The 22573-nt window shown below is 53.2% G+C and carries 13 protein-coding genes and 3 CRISPR repeat arrays; of the genes, 8 read left to right on the top strand and 5 right to left on the bottom strand.

Annotated elements, in window-relative coordinates; genetic code table 11:
* Window positions 1-25 precede the first annotated feature (25 nt).
* Together ampD and ampE are read left to right on the top strand one after the other, a co-directional pair.
* The gene (ampD, locus tag QCD69_RS06500; protein ID WP_253455264.1) at window positions 26-592 is read left to right on the top strand and encodes a 1,6-anhydro-N-acetylmuramyl-L-alanine amidase AmpD; all 567 of its coding nucleotides are present in this window, start codon (window positions 26-28) and stop codon (window positions 590-592) included.
* 5 nt (window positions 593-597) lie between these two features.
* Window positions 598-1452 carry a beta-lactamase regulator AmpE gene (gene ampE, locus QCD69_RS06495; RefSeq protein WP_253455263.1) on the top strand — a complete coding sequence of 285 codons (855 nt, stop codon included), beginning with the start codon at window positions 598-600 and terminating at the stop codon, window positions 1450-1452.
* A gap of 246 nt (window positions 1453-1698) precedes the next feature.
* On the opposite strand, the gene QCD69_RS06490 is transcribed toward ampE, so the two are convergent.
* The 3 genes from QCD69_RS06490 to QCD69_RS06480 all read right to left on the bottom strand — a co-directional run bounded on the left by QCD69_RS06490 (window position 1699) and on the right by QCD69_RS06480 (window position 5620).
* Complete coding sequence (locus tag QCD69_RS06490) at window positions 1699-2649, bottom strand: glycoside hydrolase family 43 protein (protein ID WP_301251441.1); 951 nt, start codon at window positions 2647-2649, stop codon at window positions 1699-1701.
* On the bottom strand, window positions 2646-4058 hold the full coding sequence (locus QCD69_RS06485; protein WP_253455261.1) for a glycoside-pentoside-hexuronide (GPH):cation symporter: 1413 nt from the start codon (window positions 4056-4058) through the stop codon (window positions 2646-2648). Before QCD69_RS06485 ends, QCD69_RS06490 begins: the two co-directional genes overlap by 4 nt.
* A 206-nt stretch (window positions 4059-4264) precedes the next feature.
* Window positions 4265-5620 carry an amino acid permease gene (locus QCD69_RS06480; RefSeq protein WP_253455260.1) on the bottom strand — a complete coding sequence of 452 codons (1356 nt, stop codon included), beginning with the start codon at window positions 5618-5620 and terminating at the stop codon, window positions 4265-4267.
* 496 nt (window positions 5621-6116) lie between these two features.
* Between QCD69_RS06480 and pdhR the strand changes: the two genes are divergently transcribed.
* The 4 genes from pdhR to lpdA all read left to right on the top strand — a co-directional run bounded on the left by pdhR (window position 6117) and on the right by lpdA (window position 13168).
* On the top strand, window positions 6117-6881 hold the full coding sequence (gene pdhR, locus QCD69_RS06475) for a pyruvate dehydrogenase complex transcriptional repressor PdhR (protein ID WP_253455259.1): 765 nt from the start codon (window positions 6117-6119) through the stop codon (window positions 6879-6881).
* A gap of 121 nt (window positions 6882-7002) precedes the next feature.
* Window positions 7003-9666 carry a pyruvate dehydrogenase (acetyl-transferring), homodimeric type gene (gene aceE, locus QCD69_RS06470; protein ID WP_253455258.1) on the top strand — a complete coding sequence of 888 codons (2664 nt, stop codon included), beginning with the start codon at window positions 7003-7005 and terminating at the stop codon, window positions 9664-9666.
* A 13-nt stretch (window positions 9667-9679) separates the two neighbouring features.
* Window positions 9680-11572, top strand: coding sequence for a pyruvate dehydrogenase complex dihydrolipoyllysine-residue acetyltransferase (gene aceF / locus QCD69_RS06465; protein WP_301251440.1), 1893 nt, complete (start codon window positions 9680-9682; stop codon window positions 11570-11572).
* A 171-nt stretch (window positions 11573-11743) separates the two neighbouring features.
* Window positions 11744-13168: a dihydrolipoyl dehydrogenase gene (gene lpdA / locus QCD69_RS06460; protein ID WP_125289022.1), complete on the top strand. Its 1425-nt coding sequence runs from the start codon at window positions 11744-11746 to the stop codon at window positions 13166-13168.
* Window positions 13169-13523: 355 nt separating this feature from the next.
* Window positions 13524-14453: direct repeats of the CRISPR family, unit length 28 nt; unit sequence GTTCACTGCCGTACAGGCAGCTTAGAAA.
* A gap of 90 nt (window positions 14454-14543) precedes the next feature.
* Window positions 14544-15113: direct repeats of the CRISPR family, unit length 28 nt; unit sequence GTTCACTGCCGTACAGGCAGCTTAGAAA.
* 132 nt (window positions 15114-15245) lie between these two features.
* Here the strand turns inward: lpdA and QCD69_RS06455 are convergent.
* Together QCD69_RS06455 and QCD69_RS06450 are read right to left on the bottom strand one after the other, a co-directional pair.
* Window positions 15246-15557, bottom strand: a complete 312-nt coding sequence (locus QCD69_RS06455) for a hypothetical protein (protein ID WP_301251439.1) — start codon at window positions 15555-15557, stop codon at window positions 15246-15248.
* Window position 15558: 1 nt separating this feature from the next.
* Window positions 15559-16398 carry an RNase A-like domain-containing protein gene (locus tag QCD69_RS06450; protein ID WP_301251438.1) on the bottom strand — a complete coding sequence of 280 codons (840 nt, stop codon included), beginning with the start codon at window positions 16396-16398 and terminating at the stop codon, window positions 15559-15561.
* Between the two features lie 603 nt (window positions 16399-17001).
* Window positions 17002-18169: a CRISPR direct-repeat array (repeat unit 28 nt; unit sequence GTTCACTGCCGTACAGGCAGCTTAGAAA).
* Between the two features lie 132 nt (window positions 18170-18301).
* Here QCD69_RS06450 and cas1f point away from each other — a divergent pair.
* Both cas1f and cas3f read left to right on the top strand, forming a co-directional pair.
* On the top strand, window positions 18302-19276 hold the full coding sequence (gene cas1f / locus QCD69_RS06445) for a type I-F CRISPR-associated endonuclease Cas1f (RefSeq protein WP_301251437.1): 975 nt from the start codon (window positions 18302-18304) through the stop codon (window positions 19274-19276).
* Window positions 19276-22533 (top strand): type I-F CRISPR-associated helicase Cas3f, encoded by a 3258-nt coding sequence (gene cas3f, locus QCD69_RS06440; protein WP_301251435.1) that lies wholly within the window; start codon window positions 19276-19278, stop codon window positions 22531-22533. The genes cas1f and cas3f overlap by 1 nt, the downstream gene beginning before the upstream one ends.
* The last annotated feature ends 40 nt before the right edge of the window (window positions 22534-22573 follow it).

Below are 22573 nucleotides of genomic sequence, written 5' to 3'. Positions count from 1 at the left end.
TATCTATAGAAAAGGAGAGCAGGCCATGCAGTTGCAGTCAGGCTGGCTGACCGGCGTGAAGCGGGTGCCGTCGCCGCATTTTAATCAGCGCCCGCAAAACGAAACGCCCACGCTTCTGGTTATTCATAATATCAGCCTGCCGCCGGGCGAGTTCGGCGGCCCGTGGATCGATGCGCTATTTACCGGCCAGCTGGATGCCGGGGCCCATCCTTACTTTGCGGATATCGCGCATCTGCGGGTTTCCGCGCATTGCCTGATCCGTCGCGATGGCGAAATCATCCAGTACGTGCCTTTTGATTTACGCGCCTGGCACGCGGGCGTTTCCTGCTATCAGGGACGGGAGGCCTGCAATGATTTTTCTGTTGGCATTGAGCTGGAAGGCACCGATGTGCTGCCCTATACCGATGCGCAATACCAGGCTTTGCAGGCGGTGACCCGTTTACTGGCAAAGCACTATCCGCAAATAGTCGAAAATATTACCGGGCATAGTGATATCGCGCCGGAAAGAAAAACCGATCCCGGACCGGCGTTTGACTGGGAAAGATTTCGGAGCGGGCTGGAGCACGATCCCTCCGCTGTACAGCAGGAGTAACAGGCATGACGCTTTTTAGTTTGTTATTGGTTCTGGGTTGGGAACGCTTGTTTAAAATGGGCGAGCACTGGCAGTTGGATCACCATCTGGCCCGGTTGTTCCGTCGTCAGCGGCGCTTTTCGCTGCTGCGCACGCTGGCGATGACGCTGGCGGCGATGGCGGTGGTCGCACTCTGTTTACTGGCGCTGAAGGGCCTTTTTTTCGGCGTTTTACAGCTGCTGTTCTGGATTGCCGTTGGGCTGTTGTGCATCGGTGCGGGGTCGGTAAGGCTGCATTATCATGCCTATCTGAAAGCGGCCAGCCATAACGATACGGACGCGCACAGCGCCATGGCAGAAGAGCTGACGCTGATCCACGGCCTGCCGATGGAGTGTAACGAGCGCGAATATCTCTGCGAACTGCAAAATGCGCTGCTGTGGATTAACTACCGCTTTTATCTGGCACCGCTGTTCTGGTTTGTCGTGGGCGGCCCATGGGGACCGGTTCTGCTGGTGGGATATGCTTTTCTGCGCGCGTGGCAGAGCTGGCTGGCGCGTCGTTATACGCCACTGGAACGGTCGCAATCCGGCGTGGATGCTATTCTGCACTGCGTTGACTGGATCCCGGTAAGACTGGCGGGAGTTGCCTATGCCTTATTGGGACATGGCGAACGCGCGCTGCCGGCCTGGTTTGCTTCATTGGGCGACCGGCATACCTCGCAATATCAGGTGCTGACCCGACTGGCGCAGTTTTCGCTGGCGCGCGATCTGCATACGGACAAGGTGCAAACGCCGCGAATTGCCGTTGCGCTGGCCAAGAAAGTGTCGCTGGTGATCGTGGTAGTGGTGGCGCTGCTGACTATTTACGGCGCGCTGGTATAGCAGGAATAATCCGGCCCGCAGGCCGGATTATTGGCTGTCAGGTTATTGCTCAGGCAGCCGCGCTGTCGTTGGTGCCAAACCCTCCCTCGATAAGATTACCCACGCTGCTGCCAATCCAGCTACCGATCCGTTTTCCAATATAGCCGGTTGCTTTGGATACCAAAGTGGAAATAACCGGGATAGTCGTCAGGTTGCCGATCGCAGCGCCAATAAACTCGCCTGCCCGGCATCAAATTAACGGCTTTGTTAATCCACGGCCGCCGGCGGTTCGCCAAAGACCGGCATGCCGTCGCTATCCCAGGTAAAGGTTTTAATGCAGGTGTGCCGGTTGGGATCGTAAAGCGGATCGCCTTCGATTTCCGTGTAGTCTCTCGCATGATAAACCAGTACGTCCTCGCCCTGTTCCGTTACCGTAAAGCTGTTATGCCCCGGCCCGAACTGGCGGTTTTCCCAACTGGTTTTAAAGACCGGCTGAGGGGATTTTTGCCAGTTTTCCGCTTTCATCGGATCGGCAGCAACGTCGATCCACAGCAGGCCCATACAGTAGTTTTCATCCGTCGCGCTGGCCGAATAGCTGACGAACAGGCGGTTGCCGTGACGAATAACCGCAGGCCCTTCGTTGACGCTGAAGCCCACGCATTCCCAGTCGAACTCAGGCCGACTCAGCATCACCGGCGCGCTTTTCAGCGACCACGGCGTTTCCAGTTCGGCCAGATAGAGATTGGAGTTGCCGGGGATCGCCGGATCTTTTTGCGCCCACAGATACCAGTTTCTGTCCTGATGCACGAAGTGGGTCGCGTCCAGCGCAAAACTGTCGATGGGCGTCATGACCTGACCGCATTCATGCCAGGCGCCGGTAAGCGGATCGTCGTCATGACAGGCGATAGCGAACATGCGGTGCTGGAACAGCCCATCTTTGATTTCTCTGGACGGCGCGGCGGCAAAATAGATGACCCAGACGTTATCAATAAGATGCAGTTCAGGCGCCCAAATCAGCTCGCTCATTTCGCCGCTGGCGTGTTTTTTCCAGACCACGACGGCTTCGGCTGCCGCCAGATCGGCTAAGGTCGCGGCGCGGCGCAGCTCAAGCCGATCGTATTCAGGTACGGAGGCGATAAAATAGTAATGCTGCCGATGGCGCAGAATAAAGGGATCGGCGCGCTGTGCAATAAGGGGGACGGGCCAGTGACTGCTCATGCTCCTGTTCCTTCTGGTTTAACCGGCGCTTTGCCGTGATGATAATCGTTGAGTTCGCGGAAATTATGGCGACGCTGTTCCAAATCCAGCTGGATTTTTTGCATCGTTGGTCGGTCAACCTTCAGCAGCCTGACCACGCCAGCGGTAATCAGATAACCGACGCCCGGAATAATGGTAAACAGCAGCGTGATGCCGTTGACGGCCAGCGGCGACTGGGCTTTCGCGCCCGCGTCGTAGCCGTAAAAAGAGAGCAGGAAGCCAACCATCGCGCCCGCTACGGCCAGGCCAACCTTGAGGAAAAACAGATTGCCTGAAAAGCTGATGCCGGTAATGCGCTTGCCGGTTTTCCACTCGCCGTAATCGTCCACGTCCGCCATCAGCGACCAGTGCAGCGGCGAAGGGATCTGATGCAGAATATTCAGCAGGAAGTACATCACCACAATCAGTACCGTAGCGTGCGGATCCAGGAAATAGAAGCCGCAGGAGAATAGCGCCAGCACGATATTGGTCCAGAAGAAGACTTTCAGTTTGCACCAGCGATCGGTCAACACTTTGGCCAACGTGCTGCCCAGCATCATGCCTATTACGCCCAGGCTGATAAACAGCGTGGCGAAATGGGTCGTTTGCCCCATGACCCAGGTGACGTAGTACATGGTGGCCGCCATGCGGATAAAGCCGGGACAGACGTTACAAAAGGTCAGCAGCAGGATGCGCACCCACTGGTCGTTTTTCCACACGTCCCGTAAATCGGATTTCAGATCGCTGTTGCTCGGTACGGCAGGATGAATGCGTTCACGCACCGTGGCGAAGCAAAAAAGGAACATGCAGAGGCCGATAAAGGCCAGCACGCTCATCGCCATCTGGTAGCCGCGCGCTTTGTCGTCGCCGCCAAACCATTCCGCCATCGGCAGCAGGGAGAGCGACAGGATCAGCGTGGCGATGCCGACCATTACAAAGCGGTAAGACTGGCAGGAGACGCGTTCGCCGGGATCGTTGGTAATCACGCCGCCAAGCGAGCAGTAAGGAATATTGATAGCGGTATAGGTTAACGACATCAGAAAGTAGGTGGCAAACGCGTAGATAACCTTATTGTCATAGCTCCAGTCCGGCGTGGTAAACATCAGCACGCTGAACAGCACATAGGGCAGGGAAATCCATAGCAGCCAGGGGCGAAAACGTCCCCAGCGGCTCTGCGTTCTGTCGGCCAGCGCGCCCATAATGGGATCGGTAATCGCATCCAGCACGCGCACGGAAAGCAGCAGGACGCCGACCAGCGCGGGCGCAAGGCCAAAGACATCCGTATAAAAATAGTTAAGGAAAAGCATGATCGCGCCGCCGATCATATTGCAGCCCGCGTCTCCCATGCCATAGCCAATCTTCTCTTTTACCGAAAGCGCCGCGCTCTTCATGGATAATCTCTCCCACAGGATGAAGCAGAGATTATCACTGGCTTAATAGCGTCTTGCGCTGGCGCAAAAGGTTGCAGAGATGGACAAAACGGCTGTAACCGGAAAAGTGTGAGTAAGCTGGCAATTCGCGCGGTGAGGGCCATAAAAGGTAAGGCAGGCTGGAGGATTAGCGCGCAGTAAAAAGGGCGCCGAAGCGCCCCGGGTCATCAGGCTTTTTGCAGCCGGTTTTTTACCGCGTAGCCAATGGCCAGCACGATAATCCACGGCGGAATAAGCCATACGGAAATCGCCATGCCCGGCGTCATCGCCATAATGACCAGAATGCCGATCATAAACAGCAGGCAAATCCAGTTGCCGGCGGGATAGAGCAGCGCCTTGAAGCGAGTCTGCACGCCTTCGCGCGCTTTCGCCTGGCGGAACTTCAGATGGGCGTAGCTGATCATCGCCCAGTTGATCACCAGCGCGGAGACCACCAGCGCCATAAACAGGCCCAGCGCCTCGCCCGGCATCAGATAGTTCACCAGCACGCAAATCGCCGTGGTAGCGGCTGAGAGCGCCAGCGCCACGTAAGGCACGCCGCGACGGTCAACCTTCAGCAGCGCCTTTGGGCCGTTGCCCTGACGGGCCAGGCCGTAAAGCATCCGGCTGTTGGAATAGACGCAGCTGTTATAAACGGAGAGCGCCGCCGTTAAAAACACCAGGTTCAGCACGTTCGCCGCCAGGCTTTCGCCCAGGTCGTGGAAAATCATCACAAACGGGCTGCTGTTGGCGGTAACTTTTGTCCAGGGATAAAGCGAAAGCAGCACGATAATCGAGCCGACATAAAAGATCAGGATACGCCAGATCACCTGGTTGGTGGCCTGCGGAATGCTTTTTTGCGGGTCATCCGCTTCGGCCGCCGTGATGCCTACCAGCTCCAGGCCGCCGAAAGAGAACATAATGATCGCCATCGCCATCACCAGTCCGCCCACGCCGTGCGGGAAAAAGCCGCCGATCGCCCAGATATTGCTGATCTTCGCATCCGGGCCGCCATGACCGCTGAACAGCAGCCAGCAGCCGAACACAATCATCGCCACCACGGCGACCACTTTCACAATCGCCAGCCAGAACTCCATTTCGCCAAAGATTTTTACGCTGGTCAGGTTGATAGCGTTAATCAGCACAAAGAAGATGGCGGCGGCGGCCCAGGAAGGAAACGCGGGCCACCAGACCTGAATATACTGGCCGACGGCGGTCAGTTCCGCCATCGCGACCAGGATATAGAGCACCCAGTAGTTCCAGCCGGAAGCGAAACCGGCAAAGTTGCCCCAGTATTTATAGGCAAAATGGCTGAAAGAACCGGCAACCGGCTCTTCCACGATCATTTCGCCCAGCTGGCGCATAATTAAAAAGGCAATAAAGCCGCCGATGGCGTAGCCCAGTAAGACGGACGGGCCCGCCATTTTAATGGTTTGTGCGATCCCCAGAAAAAGGCCGGTGCCGACGGCGCCGCCTAATGCAATTAGCTGAATATGGCGGTTTTTCAGGCCGCGCTTCAGCATATCGCCCTGCTGTTGTTCCATAGTGATCCTCTTGGTCTCGTTATTGTACTAAGGGCGAGCCTTTGTCATCATTTTATTACGATAGATGTACTTAAATGTTTACATAAGAAACCCCGCAAAAGCGGGGCTGCCTCTACTTTCGCGATAAGAATAATGATAAGCGCCGGGTAATGCACTCGCTTTCTGTTTAAGCCGGGACGGCTGCAAAAAAAACAGGTTTCGGCAACGTTTGTTTTTGTCATAAAGGATGCCTGAAGACGAATCGATTTTACTTATGACGCCGTTAATCGGGCGCCATTAACTGCCTGGTCTCCTTCAGAAAAGTTAATTTTTTTAACATTCTTTCTGACGCGTTTAACCTGTTATAAGGCGTTAATTCGCGCCCGTAAAACGAGACATGCGTCTGGTTTTGCGCCGTTGCCATATAGACATCAGGTGAATACTTTGTTACTTTACGGGCTCCTTTTTGCAATTGGTATGACCAATTTACTCGGGCAAACGGCACGAAGAAGGGATGATGGCCTACAGCAAAATCCGCCAACCAAAGCTATCCGATGCTATCGAGCAGCAGCTTGAGTCCTTGATTATGGAAGGGACGCTGCGTCCCGGTGAAAAGCTCCTCCCTGAACGCGAGCTGGCTAAACAGTTCGACGTCTCCCGTCCCTCTTTGCGTGAAGCTATCCAGCGTCTGGAAGCAAAAGGCCTGCTGCTGCGCCGTCAGGGCGGTGGCACTTTTGTAAAGACTAACCTCTGGCAAAGCCTGAGCGATCCGCTGGTGGAACTGCTGGCCGATCACCCTGAATCGCAGTTCGATCTGCTGGAAACGCGCCACGCGCTGGAAGGGATAGCGGCCTACTATGCGGCGCTACGAGGAACGGAAGAAGATCTGGCACGTATCCGGGATTGCCATCTGCAAATCCAGACCGCGCAGGAGAGCGGCGACCTTGATGCCGAAGCCAACGCGGTCATGCAGTATCAGATAGCTGTCACAGAGGCGGCGCATAATGTGGTGCTGCTGCATTTGCTACGCTCAATGGGGCCGATGCTGCAACAGAACGTCCGACAGAATTTTGAATTGCTCTACTCGCGCCGCGAAATGCTGGCAAAAGTGAGCGGTCACCGCGCCAGTATTTTCGAGGCGATTGTGGCGCGCGAACCCGAAAAGGCACGCGAGGCCTCACACCGCCATCTGGCGTTTATCGAGGAAATATTGCTGGACAGAAGCCGGGAACAGAGCCGAAGAGAGCGCTCCCTGCGCCGATTACAGCAGCGTAAGGATTAACGCGTAATCATAACGCGACAACCACGAAGGGCCTGTCTCTCTGTGTTTTGCACTGAGCCAGAGGACAGAGAGACAGGCTCCAGACAATTCAACGTATTAGACACAGATAAGGAATACCCCCATGTCAGAACGTTTACACAATGACGTGGATCCGATTGAAACTCGCGACTGGCTACAGGCGATCGAATCGGTCATCCGTGAAGAGGGCGTGGAGCGCGCGCAGTTCCTGATCGATCAGGTATTGAGCGAAGCACGCAAAGGCGGCGTAAAGGTAGCGGCGGGCACTGGGGCCGGCAGCTACATTAACTCTATCGCCGTTGAGGACGAACCTGACTATCCGGGTAATACCTCGCTGGAACGTCGTATCCGTTCCGCCATCCGCTGGAACGCCATCATGACCGTTCTGCGTGCATCGAAGAAAGATCTGGAGCTGGGCGGCCATATGTCTTCCTTCCAGTCCTCGGCGACCATTTATGAAGTGTGCTTTAACCACTTCTTCCGCGCGCGCAGCGAAAAAGACGGTGGCGACCTGGTGTACTTCCAGGGCCACATTTCGCCGGGCGTCTACGCGCGTGCTTTCCTGGAAGGCCGCCTGACCGAAGAGCAGATGAACAACTTCCGTCAGGAAGTGCACGGCAAAGGCCTCTCTTCTTATCCGCATCCAAAACTGATGCCGGATTTCTGGCAGTTCCCGACCGTTTCGATGGGTCTTGGCCCAATCGGCGCCATCTACCAGGCGAAATTCCTCAAGTATCTTGAGCACCGTGGCCTGAAAGATACCTCACAGCAGACCGTTTACGCCTTCCTGGGCGATGGCGAGATGGACGAGCCGGAATCCAAAGGCGCGATCACCATCGCCACCCGCGAGAAGCTGGATAACCTGGTGTTCATCATCAACTGTAACCTGCAGCGCCTGGACGGCCCGGTAACCGGCAACGGCAAAATCATCAACGAGCTGAGCGGCATCTTTGGCGGCGCAGGCTGGGAAGTGATCAAGGTTATCTGGGGCGGACGCTGGGACGAGCTGCTGCGCAAAGATACCAGCGGCAAGCTGATCCAGCTGATGAATGAAACCGTTGACGGCGACTATCAGACCTTTAAATCCCGCGATGGCGCCTACGTGCGCGAGCACTTCTTCGGTAAATATCCGGAGACCGCCGAGCTGGTCAAAGATATGACCGACGACGAGATTTGGGCGCTGAACCGTGGCGGCCACGATCCGAAGAAAATCTACGCGGCGCTGAAAAAAGCGCAGGACACCAAAGGCAAACCTGTGGTGATCCTGGCGCATACCATTAAAGGCTATGGTATGGGCGACACGGCAGAAGGCAAGAACATCGCTCACCAGGTGAAGAAAATGAACATGGATGGCGTACGCTACATCCGCGATCGTTTCAACGTGCCGGTAGAAGATGACAAAATCGAAAGCCTGCCGTACGTCACCTTCGACAAAGAGTCGGAAGAGTACAAATATCTGCATGGCCAGCGCGAGAAGCTGGGCGGCTATCTGCCGACGCGTCAGCCTAACTTCAGCGAGAAGCTGGAGATGCCTGCGCTGGAAGACTTCCGTCAGCTGCTGGATGAGCAGAACAAAGAGATTTCCACCACGATCGCCTTTGTGCGTGCCCTGAACGTGATGCTGAAGAACAAGTCGATCAAAGATCGTCTGGTGCCGATCATCGCCGACGAAGCGCGTACCTTTGGTATGGAAGGCCTGTTCCGTCAGATCGGCATCTACAGCCCGAACGGCCAGCAGTACACGCCGCAGGACCGTGAGCAGGTTGCCTACTACAAAGAAGATGAGAAAGGTCAGATCCTGCAGGAAGGCATCAACGAACTGGGCGCAGGCGCATCCTGGCTGGCGGCGGCAACGTCCTACAGCACCAACAACCTGCCGATGATCCCGTTCTACATCTACTACTCGATGTTTGGCTTCCAGCGTATCGGCGATCTGTGCTGGGCGGCGGGCGACCAGCAGGCGCGCGGCTTCCTGGTTGGCGGCACCTCCGGTCGTACCACGCTGAATGGCGAAGGCTTGCAGCATGAAGATGGTCACAGCCACATTCAGTCGCTGACTATCCCTAACTGCATCTCTTACGATCCGGCTTACGCTTACGAAGTCGCCGTTATCATGCATGACGGTCTGGTGCGTATGTACGGCGAAGCGCAGGAAAACATCTACTACTACATCACCACGCTGAACGAAAACTACCACATGCCGGCGATGCCGCAGGGCGCAGAAGAAGGTATCCGTAAAGGTATCTACAAGCTGGAAACGGTAGAAGGCAGCAAAGGTAAAGTCCAGCTGTTGGGTTCAGGCTCTATCCTGCGTCACGTTCGTGAAGCGGCACAGATCCTGGCGAAAGACTACGGCGTTGGCTCCGATGTTTACAGCGTGACCTCCTTCACCGAACTGGCTCGTGACGGTCAGGACTGCGAGCGCTGGAACATGCTGCACCCAACTGAAGCGCCTCGCGTGCCTTACGTTGCGCAGATCATGCACGACGCACCGGCCGTGGCTTCAACCGACTATATGAAACTGTTCGCCGAGCAGATCCGTACCTATATTCCAGCCAGCGACTATCGCGTGCTGGGCACGGATGGTTTCGGTCGTTCCGACAGCCGCGAAAATCTGCGTCACCACTTCGAAGTGGACGCGTCTTACGTGGTGGTTGCAGCGCTGGGCGAACTGGCTAAACGCGGCGAGATCGATAAGAAAGTGGTGGCGGAAGCCATCACCAAATTCAATATCGATGCCGATAAAGTCAACCCGCGTCTGGCATAAGAGGTAAAGAGTAATGGCTATCGAAATTAAAGTACCGGACATCGGTTCCGACGAAGTGGAAGTCACCGAGATCCTGGTCAAGGTCGGCGACAAAGTGGAAGCAGAGCAGTCGCTGATCGTCGTTGAAGGCGACAAAGCCTCAATGGAAGTGCCTTCGCCAGAAGCGGGCGTGGTCAAAGAAATTAAAATTTCTACCGGCGACAAAGTGGAAACCGGCTCGCTGATTATGATCTTTGAATCTGCCGACGCGGCTGCGCCAGCGCCAGCCAAAGCGGAAGCAAAAGAAGAGAAGAAAGAAGCGGCGCCGGCTGCCAAAGCGGAAAGCAAAGACGTCAACGTACCGGACATCGGCGGTGATGAAGTTGAAGTCACCGAGATCCTGGTCAAGGTTGGCGATAAAGTCGAAGCCGAGCAGTCGCTGATTACCGTCGAAGGCGACAAGGCCTCAATGGAAGTGCCTGCGCCGTTTGCCGGCACGGTAAAAGAGATCAAAATCGCGACCGGCGACAAAGTCAGCACCGGCTCGCTGATTATGATCTTCGAAGCGGAAGGCGCAGCACCGGCCGAAGCGCCGAAGCCAGCAATGAAAGAAGAAGCGGCAGCGGCGCCTGCGGCGACCAGCGGCGCGAAAGAAGTGCAGGTGCCGGACATCGGCGGCGACGAAGTTGAAGTCACCGAGGTGATGGTTAAGGTTGGCGACAAAGTCGAAGCCGAGCAGTCACTGATCACCGTCGAAGGCGACAAGGCCTCGATGGAAGTGCCTGCGCCGTTTGCCGGCACGGTAAAAGAGATCAAAATCGCGACCGGTGACAAAGTCAGCACCGGCTCGCTGATTATGATCTTTGAAGTGGCAGGCGCGGCGCCTGCTCCGGCAGCGAAACAGGAAGCGGCTCCGGCTCCGCAGGAAGCCAAAGCGGCGCCTGCTACGGCACCGGCTCCGGCGAAAGCGGAAGCAAAAGGCGACTTCTCCGAGAACGACGCCTACGTCCACGCCACGCCGGTTATCCGTCGTCTGGCGCGCGAGTTCGGCGTTAACCTGGCGAAGGTAAAAGGTACGGGACGTAAAGGCCGTATTCTGAAAGAAGACGTGCAGGCGTACGTGAAAGACGCGGTGAAACGCGCCGAGACCGCGCCAGCGGCTGCCGCCAGCGGCGGTGGTCTGCCAGGCATGCTGCCGTGGCCGAAAGTGGACTTCAGCAAGTTCGGCGAAATCGAAGAAGTCGAGCTGGGCCGCATCCAGAAAATCTCTGGCGCGAACCTGAGCCGTAACTGGGTGATGATCCCGCACGTTACGCACTTCGACAAAACCGATATCACCGATCTGGAAGCGTTCCGTAAACAGCAGAACGCCGAAGCCGAGAAGCGCAAGCTGGACGTGAAATACACGCCGGTTGTGTTCATTATGAAAGCCGTTGCCGCCGCGCTGGAGCAGATGCCGCGCTTTAACAGCTCGCTTTCTGAAGACGCGCAGAAGCTGACGTTGAAAAAATATATCAACATCGGCGTGGCGGTCGATACGCCTAACGGCCTGGTGGTTCCGGTCTTTAAGGACGTGAATAAAAAAGGCATCACCGAGCTTTCCCGCGAGCTGATGGCAACCTCGAAAAAAGCGCGCGACGGCAAGCTGACGGCCAGCGACATGCAGGGCGGCTGCTTCACTATCTCCAGCCTTGGCGGTCTTGGCACCACGCACTTTGCGCCGATCGTCAACGCGCCGGAAGTAGCTATCCTGGGCGTCTCTAAATCCGCGATGGAGCCGGTCTGGAACGGTAAAGAGTTTGTGCCGCGTCTGATGATGCCAATCTCTCTTTCCTTCGACCACCGCGTTATCGACGGGGCTGACGGTGCCCGCTTTATCACCATCGTCGGCAATCTGTTAGCCGATATTCGCCGACTGGTGATGTAAAAGTACTCTGGCCGGCTTATGCCGGCCTTCTTATAGCCGACTCTCGCTGTTTTAGTCGACAAGTTGTGATGGTTTGGGGCAGGTTGTTTGCACTCTGTTAACAATTCTGTAAACTCTTGCCCTGAATACGAACCGGTGGATGGATATCCGCCAGTTAACTAAGAGGTCATGATGAGTACAGAAATTAAAACTCAGGTCGTGGTACTTGGGGCAGGTCCGGCAGGTTACTCTGCGGCATTTCGCGCTGCTGATTTAGGTCTGGAGACCGTGATTGTTGAGCGTTACAGCACCCTGGGCGGCGTTTGCCTGAACGTGGGCTGTATTCCTTCCAAAGCGCTGCTGCACGTGGCGAAAGTCATTGAAGAAGCCAAAGCGCTGGAAGAACACGGCGTGGTGTTCGGCAAGCCGCAAACCGACATCAACAAAATCCGTACCTGGAAAGAGAAGGTCATTAACCAGCTGACCGGCGGTCTGGCCGGTATGGCGAAAGGCCGTAAAGTGAAAGTGGTCACCGGCGAAGCTAAGTTCACCGGCGCGAACACTATGTTCGTTGACGGCGAAAACGGCGGCACCACTATCAACTTCGATAACGCGATTATCGCTGCCGGTTCTCGTCCTATTCAGCTGCCGTTTATTCCGCATGAAGATCCACGAGTGTGGGATTCCACCGCCGCGCTGGAGCTGAAAGAAGTGCCTGAGCGTATGCTGGTCATGGGCGGCGGCATCATCGGCCTGGAAATGGGTACCGTTTATCACGCGCTGGGTTCTCAGATTGACGTGGTTGAGATGTTCGATCAGGTGATCCCTGCGGCCGATAAAGACGTGGTGAAAGTCTTCACCAGGCGCATCGAGAAGCAGTTCAACCTGATGCTGGAAACCAAAGTGACCGCGGTAGAAGCCAAAGAAGATGGTATCTACGTCACGATGGAAGGCAAAAAAGCGCCTGCTGAACCACAGCGTTACGACGCGGTGCTGGTGGCGATTGGCCGCGTGCCGAACGGTAAAGGTCTGGATGCCGGTAAAGCGGGCGTGGAAGTGGACGATCGCGGCTTTATCCGTGTCGATAAGCAGATGCGTACCAACGTGCCGCACATTTTCGCTATCGGCGACATCGTTGGTCAGCCAATGCTGGCGCATAAAGGCGTGCACGAAGGCCACGTAGCGGCGGAAGTGATCTCCGGCAAGAAGCACTACTTCGATCCAAAAGTGATCCCATCTATCGCCTATACCGAGCCGGAAGTTGCCTGGGTTGGCCTGACCGAGAAAGAAGCGAAAGAGAAGGGCATCAGCTACGAGACGGCGACCTTCCCGTGGGCGGCATCAGGCCGTGCTATCGCTTCCGACTGCGCAGACGGCATGACCAAGCTGATTTTTGATAAAGAGACGCATCGCGTGATCGGCGGGGCCGTTGTCGGCACCAACGGCGGCGAGCTGCTGGGCGAAATCGGTCTGGCTATCGAAATGGGCTGCGACGCCGAAGATATCGCGCTGACTATCCATGCTCACCCGACGCTGCACGAGTCGGTAGGCCTGGCGGCGGAAATCTTTGAAGGCAGCATCACCGATCTGCCAAATGCGAAAGCGAAGAAGAAGTAAGCGCTAAAAGCATTCGAAGCGGCTCCGAAAGGGGCCGTTTTTTTATCTCATTTCCGCGTCATTTTTCTGATTAAACGCCTGCAAATACTCAATAAAACAGCGCAGCGCCATTCCTTTGATGAAAAATGCAAGACTTATAGTGTGCAGGGTTATCCGATTATAACTGCGTTTTTTGCCACGAAAGTGGGTAGCAGGCCGCGGATGAGTTTAAAGCAGGGCGCTGAAACCCTTTTTTTGAGGGGTATTTCAACGGACTGTTTTATAAGGAGATTAAGTAATGGGTGAAAAAGAGGGGTTTTATCGGGTTTTGGTCAAAATTCTTTTAACATAAGTGCGTTATGTTGTGTCGCAATCAGTTCACTGCCGTACAGGCAGCTTAGAAACAGATGGGATCTGGCGCTACGTTATCACAATTGTTCACTGCCGTACAGGCAGCTTAGAAATTGGCTTCAAGAACGATTTTCCCGTCCAGCTTGTTCACTGCCGTACAGGCAGCTTAGAAATGCAAACGTGGCATTGATGACTGATGCCATTAGTTCACTGCCGTACAGGCAGCTTAGAAAGCTACGATGCTAAATCACCTGGCAACAATACAGTTCACTGCCGTACAGGCAGCTTAGAAATACCCACTCGCCCAGCTTGATGCGCTGTAGAAGTTCACTGCCGTACAGGCAGCTTAGAAATGAAGAAGCCGAAAACGTGGCCGCGCGGCTACGTTCACTGCCGTACAGGCAGCTTAGAAAAGCTGCTGTTTATGGGCAATGAGTTCGCGCAGGTTCACTGCCGTACAGGCAGCTTAGAAAATTTCTGCGTCTTAATAAAGGGGCTATTACGTGTTCACTGCCGTACAGGCAGCTTAGAAAGGGTTCGTGTTAGCCGGTATTGCAAACCCCGTAGTTCACTGCCGTACAGGCAGCTTAGAAAGAACTAGCGATGAGCGAGGACAACGCGCATAAGTTCACTGCCGTACAGGCAGCTTAGAAAAGCGCTTTGCGCCCGGCATCACGTAATAAATTGTTCACTGCCGTACAGGCAGCTTAGAAATGACGCGGTAGCAACTGCGGTAACCATTTGAAGTTCACTGCCGTACAGGCAGCTTAGAAACCGAGCGAACTTTGCCATCCCGTAAATTTGCAGTTCACTGCCGTACAGGCAGCTTAGAAAAAAGCGGAGCCGCAAGCAAAGGAAGTCCCCGTGTTCACTGCCGTACAGGCAGCTTAGAAAAGAACTGAATCTTGGCCGTGCCGCCGGATTTATGTTCACTGCCGTACAGGCAGCTTAGAAAGATGACACATACCCGGTTACGAATGCCGGTGCGTTCACTGCGTACAGGCAGCTTAGAAACAGCACGTTCAGCGTCACCCGCGCCGGTTTCGGTTCACTGCCGTACAGGCAGCTTAGAAATGTAACGTCAAATTTCTTAGCATGATGTTCTTCGTTCACTGCCGTGCAGGCAGCTTAGAAATTTCTTTTTCTTGCCGACGCTTTACCTGCGTCGTTCACTGCCGTGCAGGCAGCTTAGAAATATCAGCATCAAAGAGCCATTCTGCTGGTACTGTTCACTGCCGTAAAGGCAGCTTAGAAAGCTGACGGAATTACGCTTCAACTGAAGCCAAAGTTCACTGCCGTACAAGCAGCTTAGAAAAATTGCTCATAAAAAAGCGTGGTGATCGTGCTGTTCACTGCCGTACAGGCAGCTTAGAAAACAATTTCCACGCAGCCTGTTGCGCCCTGCTCGTTCACTGCCGTACAGGCAGCTTAGAAAAGCCGCAGCGGTTCGTTGTGCCGGATTATTTTGTTCACTGCCGTACAGGCAGCTTAGAAATTTAACCATTCCCCGCTCGTATGCCCACCGGAGTTCACTGCCGTACAGGCAGCTTAGAAAGCATTATAAGCACCCACAGCTCGCCATGAGTAGTTCACTGCCGTGCAAGCAGCCTGGAAATTGAATGTGATTGCGGCACACCGAGATGACAGGTTCACTGCCGTACAGGTGGCCAGAAAACGCTGAAAGTGAATTCTATCAGTACAGCAAATCAACAAAGCAGAAAACCCACGTGATAGTGGGTTTCTTACTTCAAAACTTGCCTTCATCCCGCTTCTGCTTCATATACGCAGAAAGCCAGGAAAGAAACGCGATAAGATCAGGCAGATATTCAGCGCAATCACCTATTCGGTTTTCCGTAATTTTATTTAATTCAGATGCGGCAAGTTCGTTAGTGGGAAAATCAGCGAGAAACAGATCTATTTCGTTGATAAGATTTTCATCAATCCCGCCAAAACACTCAATTGATGAATCTACGATCTCAGGGTAACTATCTCCATACGCATCCGCATCGTTACCCAGAAAGACAGAAAAATAAGTTCTTATGTTTTCGTAATTTTTCATTTTATTTAATCCTCGGATAGGCAGTAAGCACATAAAATGGTTTGCCATTATAAGGTTTTTTCTGAAGCACGACAGTGAACAGGTTTGTTTTAGTAGCTTTTAAAGTTGAAGCTTTAACAACGATACCAATACTGGATGGATAAGCATAATCAAACTCAAGGAATGACCTGGAGTGATCGGCTGGAGTGCTTCTGGCCCACCTTCTGATTTTCCATGCGTTAGCCTTCATTGCTTTACTAATGGATTTTTCCGCAATTTTTAAAGAAGTGAATGAGCTTGCAGCCCCGCTGGCTTTAAACGTGCCTGATTGTAGCCCTCTTTTGATCTTATCAATCAATTCTGATTCGCTTTTACAAATATGCTTTTTAATAGTATGGCCGCCACCGGCGATACCCTTAACAGCCTCATGTTCCATTAAATTAATTTGCCCCATTCTGACAGAAGCTACACGTGCAGCACCGGCAATTGAGAATGGGATGATGACATCTACCGCGATACCTATCTGCTCAGCTGTTTGATCATCTAGTCCCATTTCTCTGGCGATACCCGCCGTTGCACGGGCTGTTATTGATGCCGTTTGCTTACCTGTGTAGACTTGATAGGCCGCTGAGCTGACTGTATCCATGCCGTGAGTACCGACAATTATGCAGCCTGCTTTTGTTAGTCCGGTAGGTTCCGGCACGAGACATAAAGCTGTAGCGCTTGCTAACTCCAGTATCCCACCGAGAAATTCTATGCCACCCCACGCGCGATTACTGAACGAGGATTCTGATATTGTCTCATCAGTCATAACCGCCGCCATTTGTGCAGGCGTCATCGCGATACTAATACTGTTATCCATAACACTTCCTTGTTGAGAAACGTCCATTAATCAGAATAATTAAATGTCAGGTGATATCAAAATTATTTTTACGATTACAGTTACTTTAGGAAAATAGATTGGTTTTGTCCGGAACTGACATGTCACCTCTGCATAGATAATTTTCTATGCGTATGGTGTTTAAAAACGATGAGCGCCGCCCGGTAGGGGTTATTATTTATGACGTTGAGAAGTGACGGTTTTCAGTAGTGCTATCATTATGTATGTCTTTTTCGCTTTATGATGCGAATTACATGAGTTGTTATTTTATGAAATTATTACAAAGAATAGTGTGTCTTTAACCATCGGAACCGGCTTATTGTTATAGAGTAACTCTTAGTTATTTTCTCCTTAATCTTAAAGCCTACAACTCTAACCGCGATGTTCGGGTATTAATGTGGTTTGTCTAAAAAGCTGGCAGCCTAGGTACATATGAATTTATGACAAGTACTGAAACCCTTTTTTTGAGAGGTTATGCAATTGTTTGTTTTATCAGGTTATTTTTTAAGTGTTGAAAAAGAGGGTTTTTACCGGGGTTTGGTCAAAATTCTTTTCAGATAAGCAAGTTATGCTGTATCGCTTACTGTTCACTGCCGTACAGGCAGCTTAGAAATTCACGAAAACTTGTAACGCAGGAATAAAGAAGTTCACTGCCGTACAGGCAGCTTAGAAATTTTTAACAACGCGGGAGATATCTTCATCGCGGTTCACTGCCGTACAGGCAGCTTAGAAACTGAATTCTCAGAATACCGCGACGTGCTGTTTCGTTCACTGCCGTACAGGCAGCTTAGAAAAGCGGCTTTGGGTGGAATCACGCCGTTAACATGTTCACTGCCGTACAGGCAGCTTAGAAACTAGCGATACAGCGTCCCTTTATGACCTGGCAGTTCACTGCCGTACAGGCAGCTTAGAAAATTTACCGGAAAGACGGCAAAAATATTTACCCGTTTACTGCCGTACAGGCAGCTTAGAAATCCGGCCGCAAAACTGGTTAACTATTTACCAGGTTCACTGCCGTACAGGCAGCTTAGAAAAGCATGACAGCTGAGGAACGGTCAAATGCGCTGTTCACTGCCGTACAGGCAGCTTAGAAAATATACTGAACAAAGTAATTCGGCGTCTCAAAGTTCACTGCCGTACAGGCAGCTTAGAAATATTGCAACCACTTCGCCAGCGTGAATACCGGGTTCACTGCCGTACAGGCAGCTTAGAAAAGCATATTCAGGAATACAGCCCGCTGATTCACGTTCACTGCCGTACAGGCAGCTTAGAAATCTGGCTGGCGTAGCTGGGCGGCGACTTCTTCGTTCACTGCCGTACAGGCAGCTTAGAAAACGGCAACTTTCACATTGCGGTGTGCAGCCCGGTTCACTGCCGTACAGGCAGCTTAGAAACTACGAGCTATATCGCTAAATACGTTTCTAAAGTTCACTGCCGTACAGGCAGCTTAGAAATAACTGGGATCTGTGGGAAGAATGCCGCACGAGTTCACTGCCGTACAGGCAGCTTAGAAAAGACCGGGTCGTCTGCCGCAGCGGTGAAGCCAGTTCACTGCCGTACAGGCAGCTTAAAAAGCTGGTCAAGAGTGGTAAGGGCAAGCAGGCCGTTCACTGCCGTACAGGCAGCTTAGAAATGGCGTTTAAACTCAACGACCCACACCCACGGGTTCACTGCCATACAGGCAGCTTAGAAATGCTTTCTATGGTGTTTGCACCGCCAGTAAAAGTTCACTGCCGTACAGGCAGCCTGGAAACCTCCCCATACTGCTATTCCCGCCCTTAAACTTGTCGCTAAAACCCTACTGACCTCTCATTACCTTTTCTGATGATTTAATACACTGCTTGCCTGATAGAAATCAACGGCCAGGCTGACGCAAGGAATGCGTATGGAACACTTAAAACCCTCCGATTTAAAAACTATTCTTCATTCAAAACGCAGCAACATCTATTACCTGCAATATTGCCGCGTGTTGGTCAACGGCGGACGCGTGGAATATGTGACAGATGAAGGCAAGCGTTCGCTTTACTGGAATATCCCCATCGCAAATACCACGGTAATTATGCTTGGCACCGGCACTTCTGTTACTCAGGCCGCCATGCGTGAATTCGCCAGAGCGGGCGTACTGGTTGGTTTTTGTGGCGGCAACGGCACGCCGCTTTACGCCGCTAATGAAGCTGAGGCCGCCGTTTCCTGGCTGACATCGCAAAGTGAATATCGACCTACGAAATATCTGCAACATTGGGTGAACTTCTGGTTTGATGACGAGAAAAGGTTAGCGGCGGCAATAGCTTTTCAGCGAGAGCGTATTAAACAAATCCAAAAACACTGGCTTAGCGAGCGACTGAGCAGACAGGAAAAATTTGTTATTCAGCAGCCCGTTCTTCAAACCTTATTGGAACGTTATGAAAAAAGCCTGATTACCTGTACCAGCGTGCAATATTTGCTGGCGCAGGAAGCGGTACTGACAAAGGCGCTTTATAAGCTGGCCGCCGAGGCGACGAAATACGGCGAGTTTACTCGTGCAAAACGCGGCGGCGGCGCTGATATCGCTAATCGTTTTCTGGATCACGGCAACTATCTGGCCTACGGACTTGCCGCCACGGCCTGTTGGGTAACGGGGCTGCCGCATGGCTTGGCGATTATGCATGGCAAAACACGACGCGGCGGTCTTGTTTTTGATGTGGCCGATATGATTAAAGACGCGCTGATTTTGCCGCAGGCATTTATTTCCGCAATGGCCGGAGAAGACGAGCAGGAGTTTCGCCAGCGCTGTATTAGCGGTTTGCAAAAAGCCGATGCGCTGGATGTGATGATCGAAACTTTGCAATCAACTGCTGAATACTTTGGCCGGGCGGTCTGATGAATATCTTACTTATCTCTCAGTGCAGCAAGCGCGCTTTAGTAGAAACCAGACGCATCATCGATCAATTTGCCGAGCGTAAAGGAGAAAGAACCTGGCAGACGGCCATCACGCTGGAAGGGCTTAATACGCTACGGAAGCTGCTGCGTAAAACCGCCAGGCGAAACAGTGCTATTGCCTGTCACTGGATTAAAACTTCTGGCCAGACCGAGCTGCTATGGATTATCGGCAACCTGCGACGCTTCAATCGCGATGGTAGTGCACCAACGCATTCGACAGAGCGCGACGTGCTGAAAAGTCAGGATGAAAATCAATGGCAAAGCGCTCAGGCTATTGGGCTGATAGCTGCTATCGCCGGGCTGTTTCATGATTTTGGCAAAGCAAACCGGCTTTTTCAGCAAAACCTGTTTGGCGAGGGGAAAAACTTCCAGCCTTATCGTCATGAATGGATATCGTTACGGCTTTTTTGTGCCTGGGTAGGGGAACGTAATGACTCGCAGTGGCTACAGGCGTTAGCCGCTGTCGACGCTAATGACGAAGCGGAAATGCTGGCCAGAGTGATACAGGATCCGGCCTCCCTTAATCCCTTTGCGACGCTGCCACCCGTCGCCGCAACGGTAGCCTGGCTTATCCTGTCGCATCACCGGTTACCGACTTATCCTTCAGGACGCAGTAATCCACCGCAGCTAGCGGAAGCGGATGGCTGGTTGACGCATCAGCTGGAACCGATTTGGAACGCGCTGAATCATTTGAAACATGAGTGGCAGGACAAAGAGTTAAAGGCGCAGTGGCTTTTTTCGCAGGGAACGCCAATCCAAAGCCATACCTGGCGCGCTAAAGCGCAAAAAATGGGTCGTCGTGCGCTTACCCAACCTTCGCTGCTGCGTTTTGCCCGGCTGGATCAGGCCTTTACCTGTCATATGGCACGGTTGGTGTTGATGCTTGCCGATCATCATTACTCTGCTTTGCCCGCCACGTCTGGTTGGCAGGATGCCGACTATTCGCTGTTTGCCAATACCGGGAACCCGCGCGTAGGCAGACAAAAGCTGGATGAACACAATCTTGCCGTTGCACATAATGCATTATTGCTGGGAACCAGTCTGCCTTATCTACGTAAAACCCTTCCGGCAATAACCCGGCATAAGGCTTTTCGCGAGCGGGCGACAAGCACAAGGTTCAGATGGCAGGATCGCGTGTTTGATCTGGCTGCTTCGCTGCGTGAACAAACCGAAAGCCAGGGATTTTTCGGCGTGAATATGGCTTCTACCGGTTGCGGAAAGACATTCGCCAACGCCCGAATAATGTATGCATTAAGCGACGAAAAGTTGGGATGTCGTTTCTCTGTCGCATTAGGGTTACGTACGCTGACGCTGCAAACAGGCGACGCGTTGCGTGAAAGGCTGCGGCTTGCCGAGGACGATCTGGCGGTGATGGTTGGCTCGCAGGCAGTAAAAGATTTGCATCAGCTTTACAGCGCCAGCGATGAAGAAGAAGCGGATGCCGGAAGCCAGTCTGCCGGGGCGTTTTTTCATGAGCATCAATATGTTCGTTATGACGGCAGTCTGGATGATGGGCGGCTCAGCCGCTGGCTGCAAAATAAGGGTAAACTGCACAAGCTAGTAAGCGCGCCGGTGCTGGTTAGTACGATTGATTATCTAATTCCCGCAACGGAAGGGTTGCGGGGCGGCAGGCAGATTGCGCCGATGTTAAGGCTGCTTACGGCTGATTTAGTGCTGGACGAGCCGGACGATTTTGATATCAACGATCTGTCGGCGCTCTGCCGACTGGTGAACTGGGCCGGAATGCTTGGCTCACGCGTGCTGCTCTCTTCCGCCACGTTGCCGCCCGCGCTGGTGCTGGCGCTGTTTAACGCCTACCGCTGTGGTCGCGCCGAATGGCATAAAAATGCCGGACGCACCGAGGTCGCGCCAGCGGTTTGCTGTGCGTGGTTCGATGAATATGAAGCTTTGCATCAGGACATTGATTCAGGAAGGGACTTCCGGCAGCAGCATGATGCTTTTGTAGCGAAGCGGGTTATTAAGTTACAACATGCCGAGGTGCTGAGGAAAGGCGCGCTGCTGGATATTACCCCTGTAAGCCTTAAAGAAAGCGACGTGCTGGCGGCGCTGGCAACAACGTTTTATAACGCCATGCAGCAGCTACATTCTGTACATCATCAGCAGCATAAACCCGGTGGAAAGCGCGTTTCGCTGGGTGTTATTCGCATGGCGAATATCGATCCGTTGGTAGCGGTGGCGCAGCGTTTGCTGACTATGCCTGCACCGGAAAATACGCAAATCCACTACTGCATCTATCACAGCAGGCATCCCTTAGCGATGCGATCTTATATAGAAAGCCGACTGGAAGTGGCATTGACGCGTCACGATGAGCAGGCGCTGTGGCAGGTTGCAGAAATTAAGCAGGCGCTGGAAAACAGCGCAGCGCGGGATCATCTGTTTGTGGTGCTGGCCAGCCCCGTCATTGAAGTCGGAAGAGATTTTGATTTTGATTATGCCATTGCGGAACCCAGTTCAATGCGTGCGCTTATCCAGCTGGCGGGCCGCGTACAGCGCCATCGGCAGTGGGTGCCTGCAGAACCTAATATCTGTTTACTGCGTAAAAATTATCGGGCCTTGCGCTTCCCGGATAAAGCCGCCTATAACCGTCCCGGATTTGAAGATGGCGAGTTTCAGTATGCCAGTCACGATCTGCACGATTTATTACACGAGAAAGAAAATTTTGTGATTGATGCCAGACCACGCGTGCAGGAGCCTGACAATATGCAAACGTACGGGCCTTTTACGCATTTTGTTGATTTGGAGCATGCCAGGCTGCGTACAGAACTGTTGGGAAGAAAACGCGAGCCGGATAAATATTGCGCGGCGCTGTGGTGGCGTAAGCCCGTCAGCTGGTGTGGAGAGATGCAGAAGCGATGCCCTTTCCGGCAATCATCACCGGATGAAATGCACTATCTGCTGCTTGAAGAAGATGACGATGCAGGCCGTTTCTGGCAGCCGGATGACGGCATCGTCGGGCGGAAAGCCAGCGCGATGGAATATGTGGCAATACCGGAACTGGCAGAGGGCGTGGCGATATGGATAGCGCCGGACTATCAGCAGATTTATACGAGACTGGCCGACGAGTTGGGTATGGAGCTGGTGGAGGTGAGCGAAAGGTTTGGCGAGATACGGTTAGATAAAAAAGAAGAGGCGTGGCATTTTCACCCGTTATTGGGCGTGTTTGGCGCACTCGACTGAGTGCGCCGCTGCCTGTACGGCAGGAAAGAAGGGTATTACT

The organism is Erwinia sp. PsM31 (genome assembly GCF_030433775.1).
GTDB lineage: Bacteria > Pseudomonadota > Gammaproteobacteria > Enterobacterales > Enterobacteriaceae > Erwinia > Erwinia aeris.
Note: the sequence above shows the minus strand (reverse complement) of the source record. Positions and strands in the feature narration are given on the sequence as shown.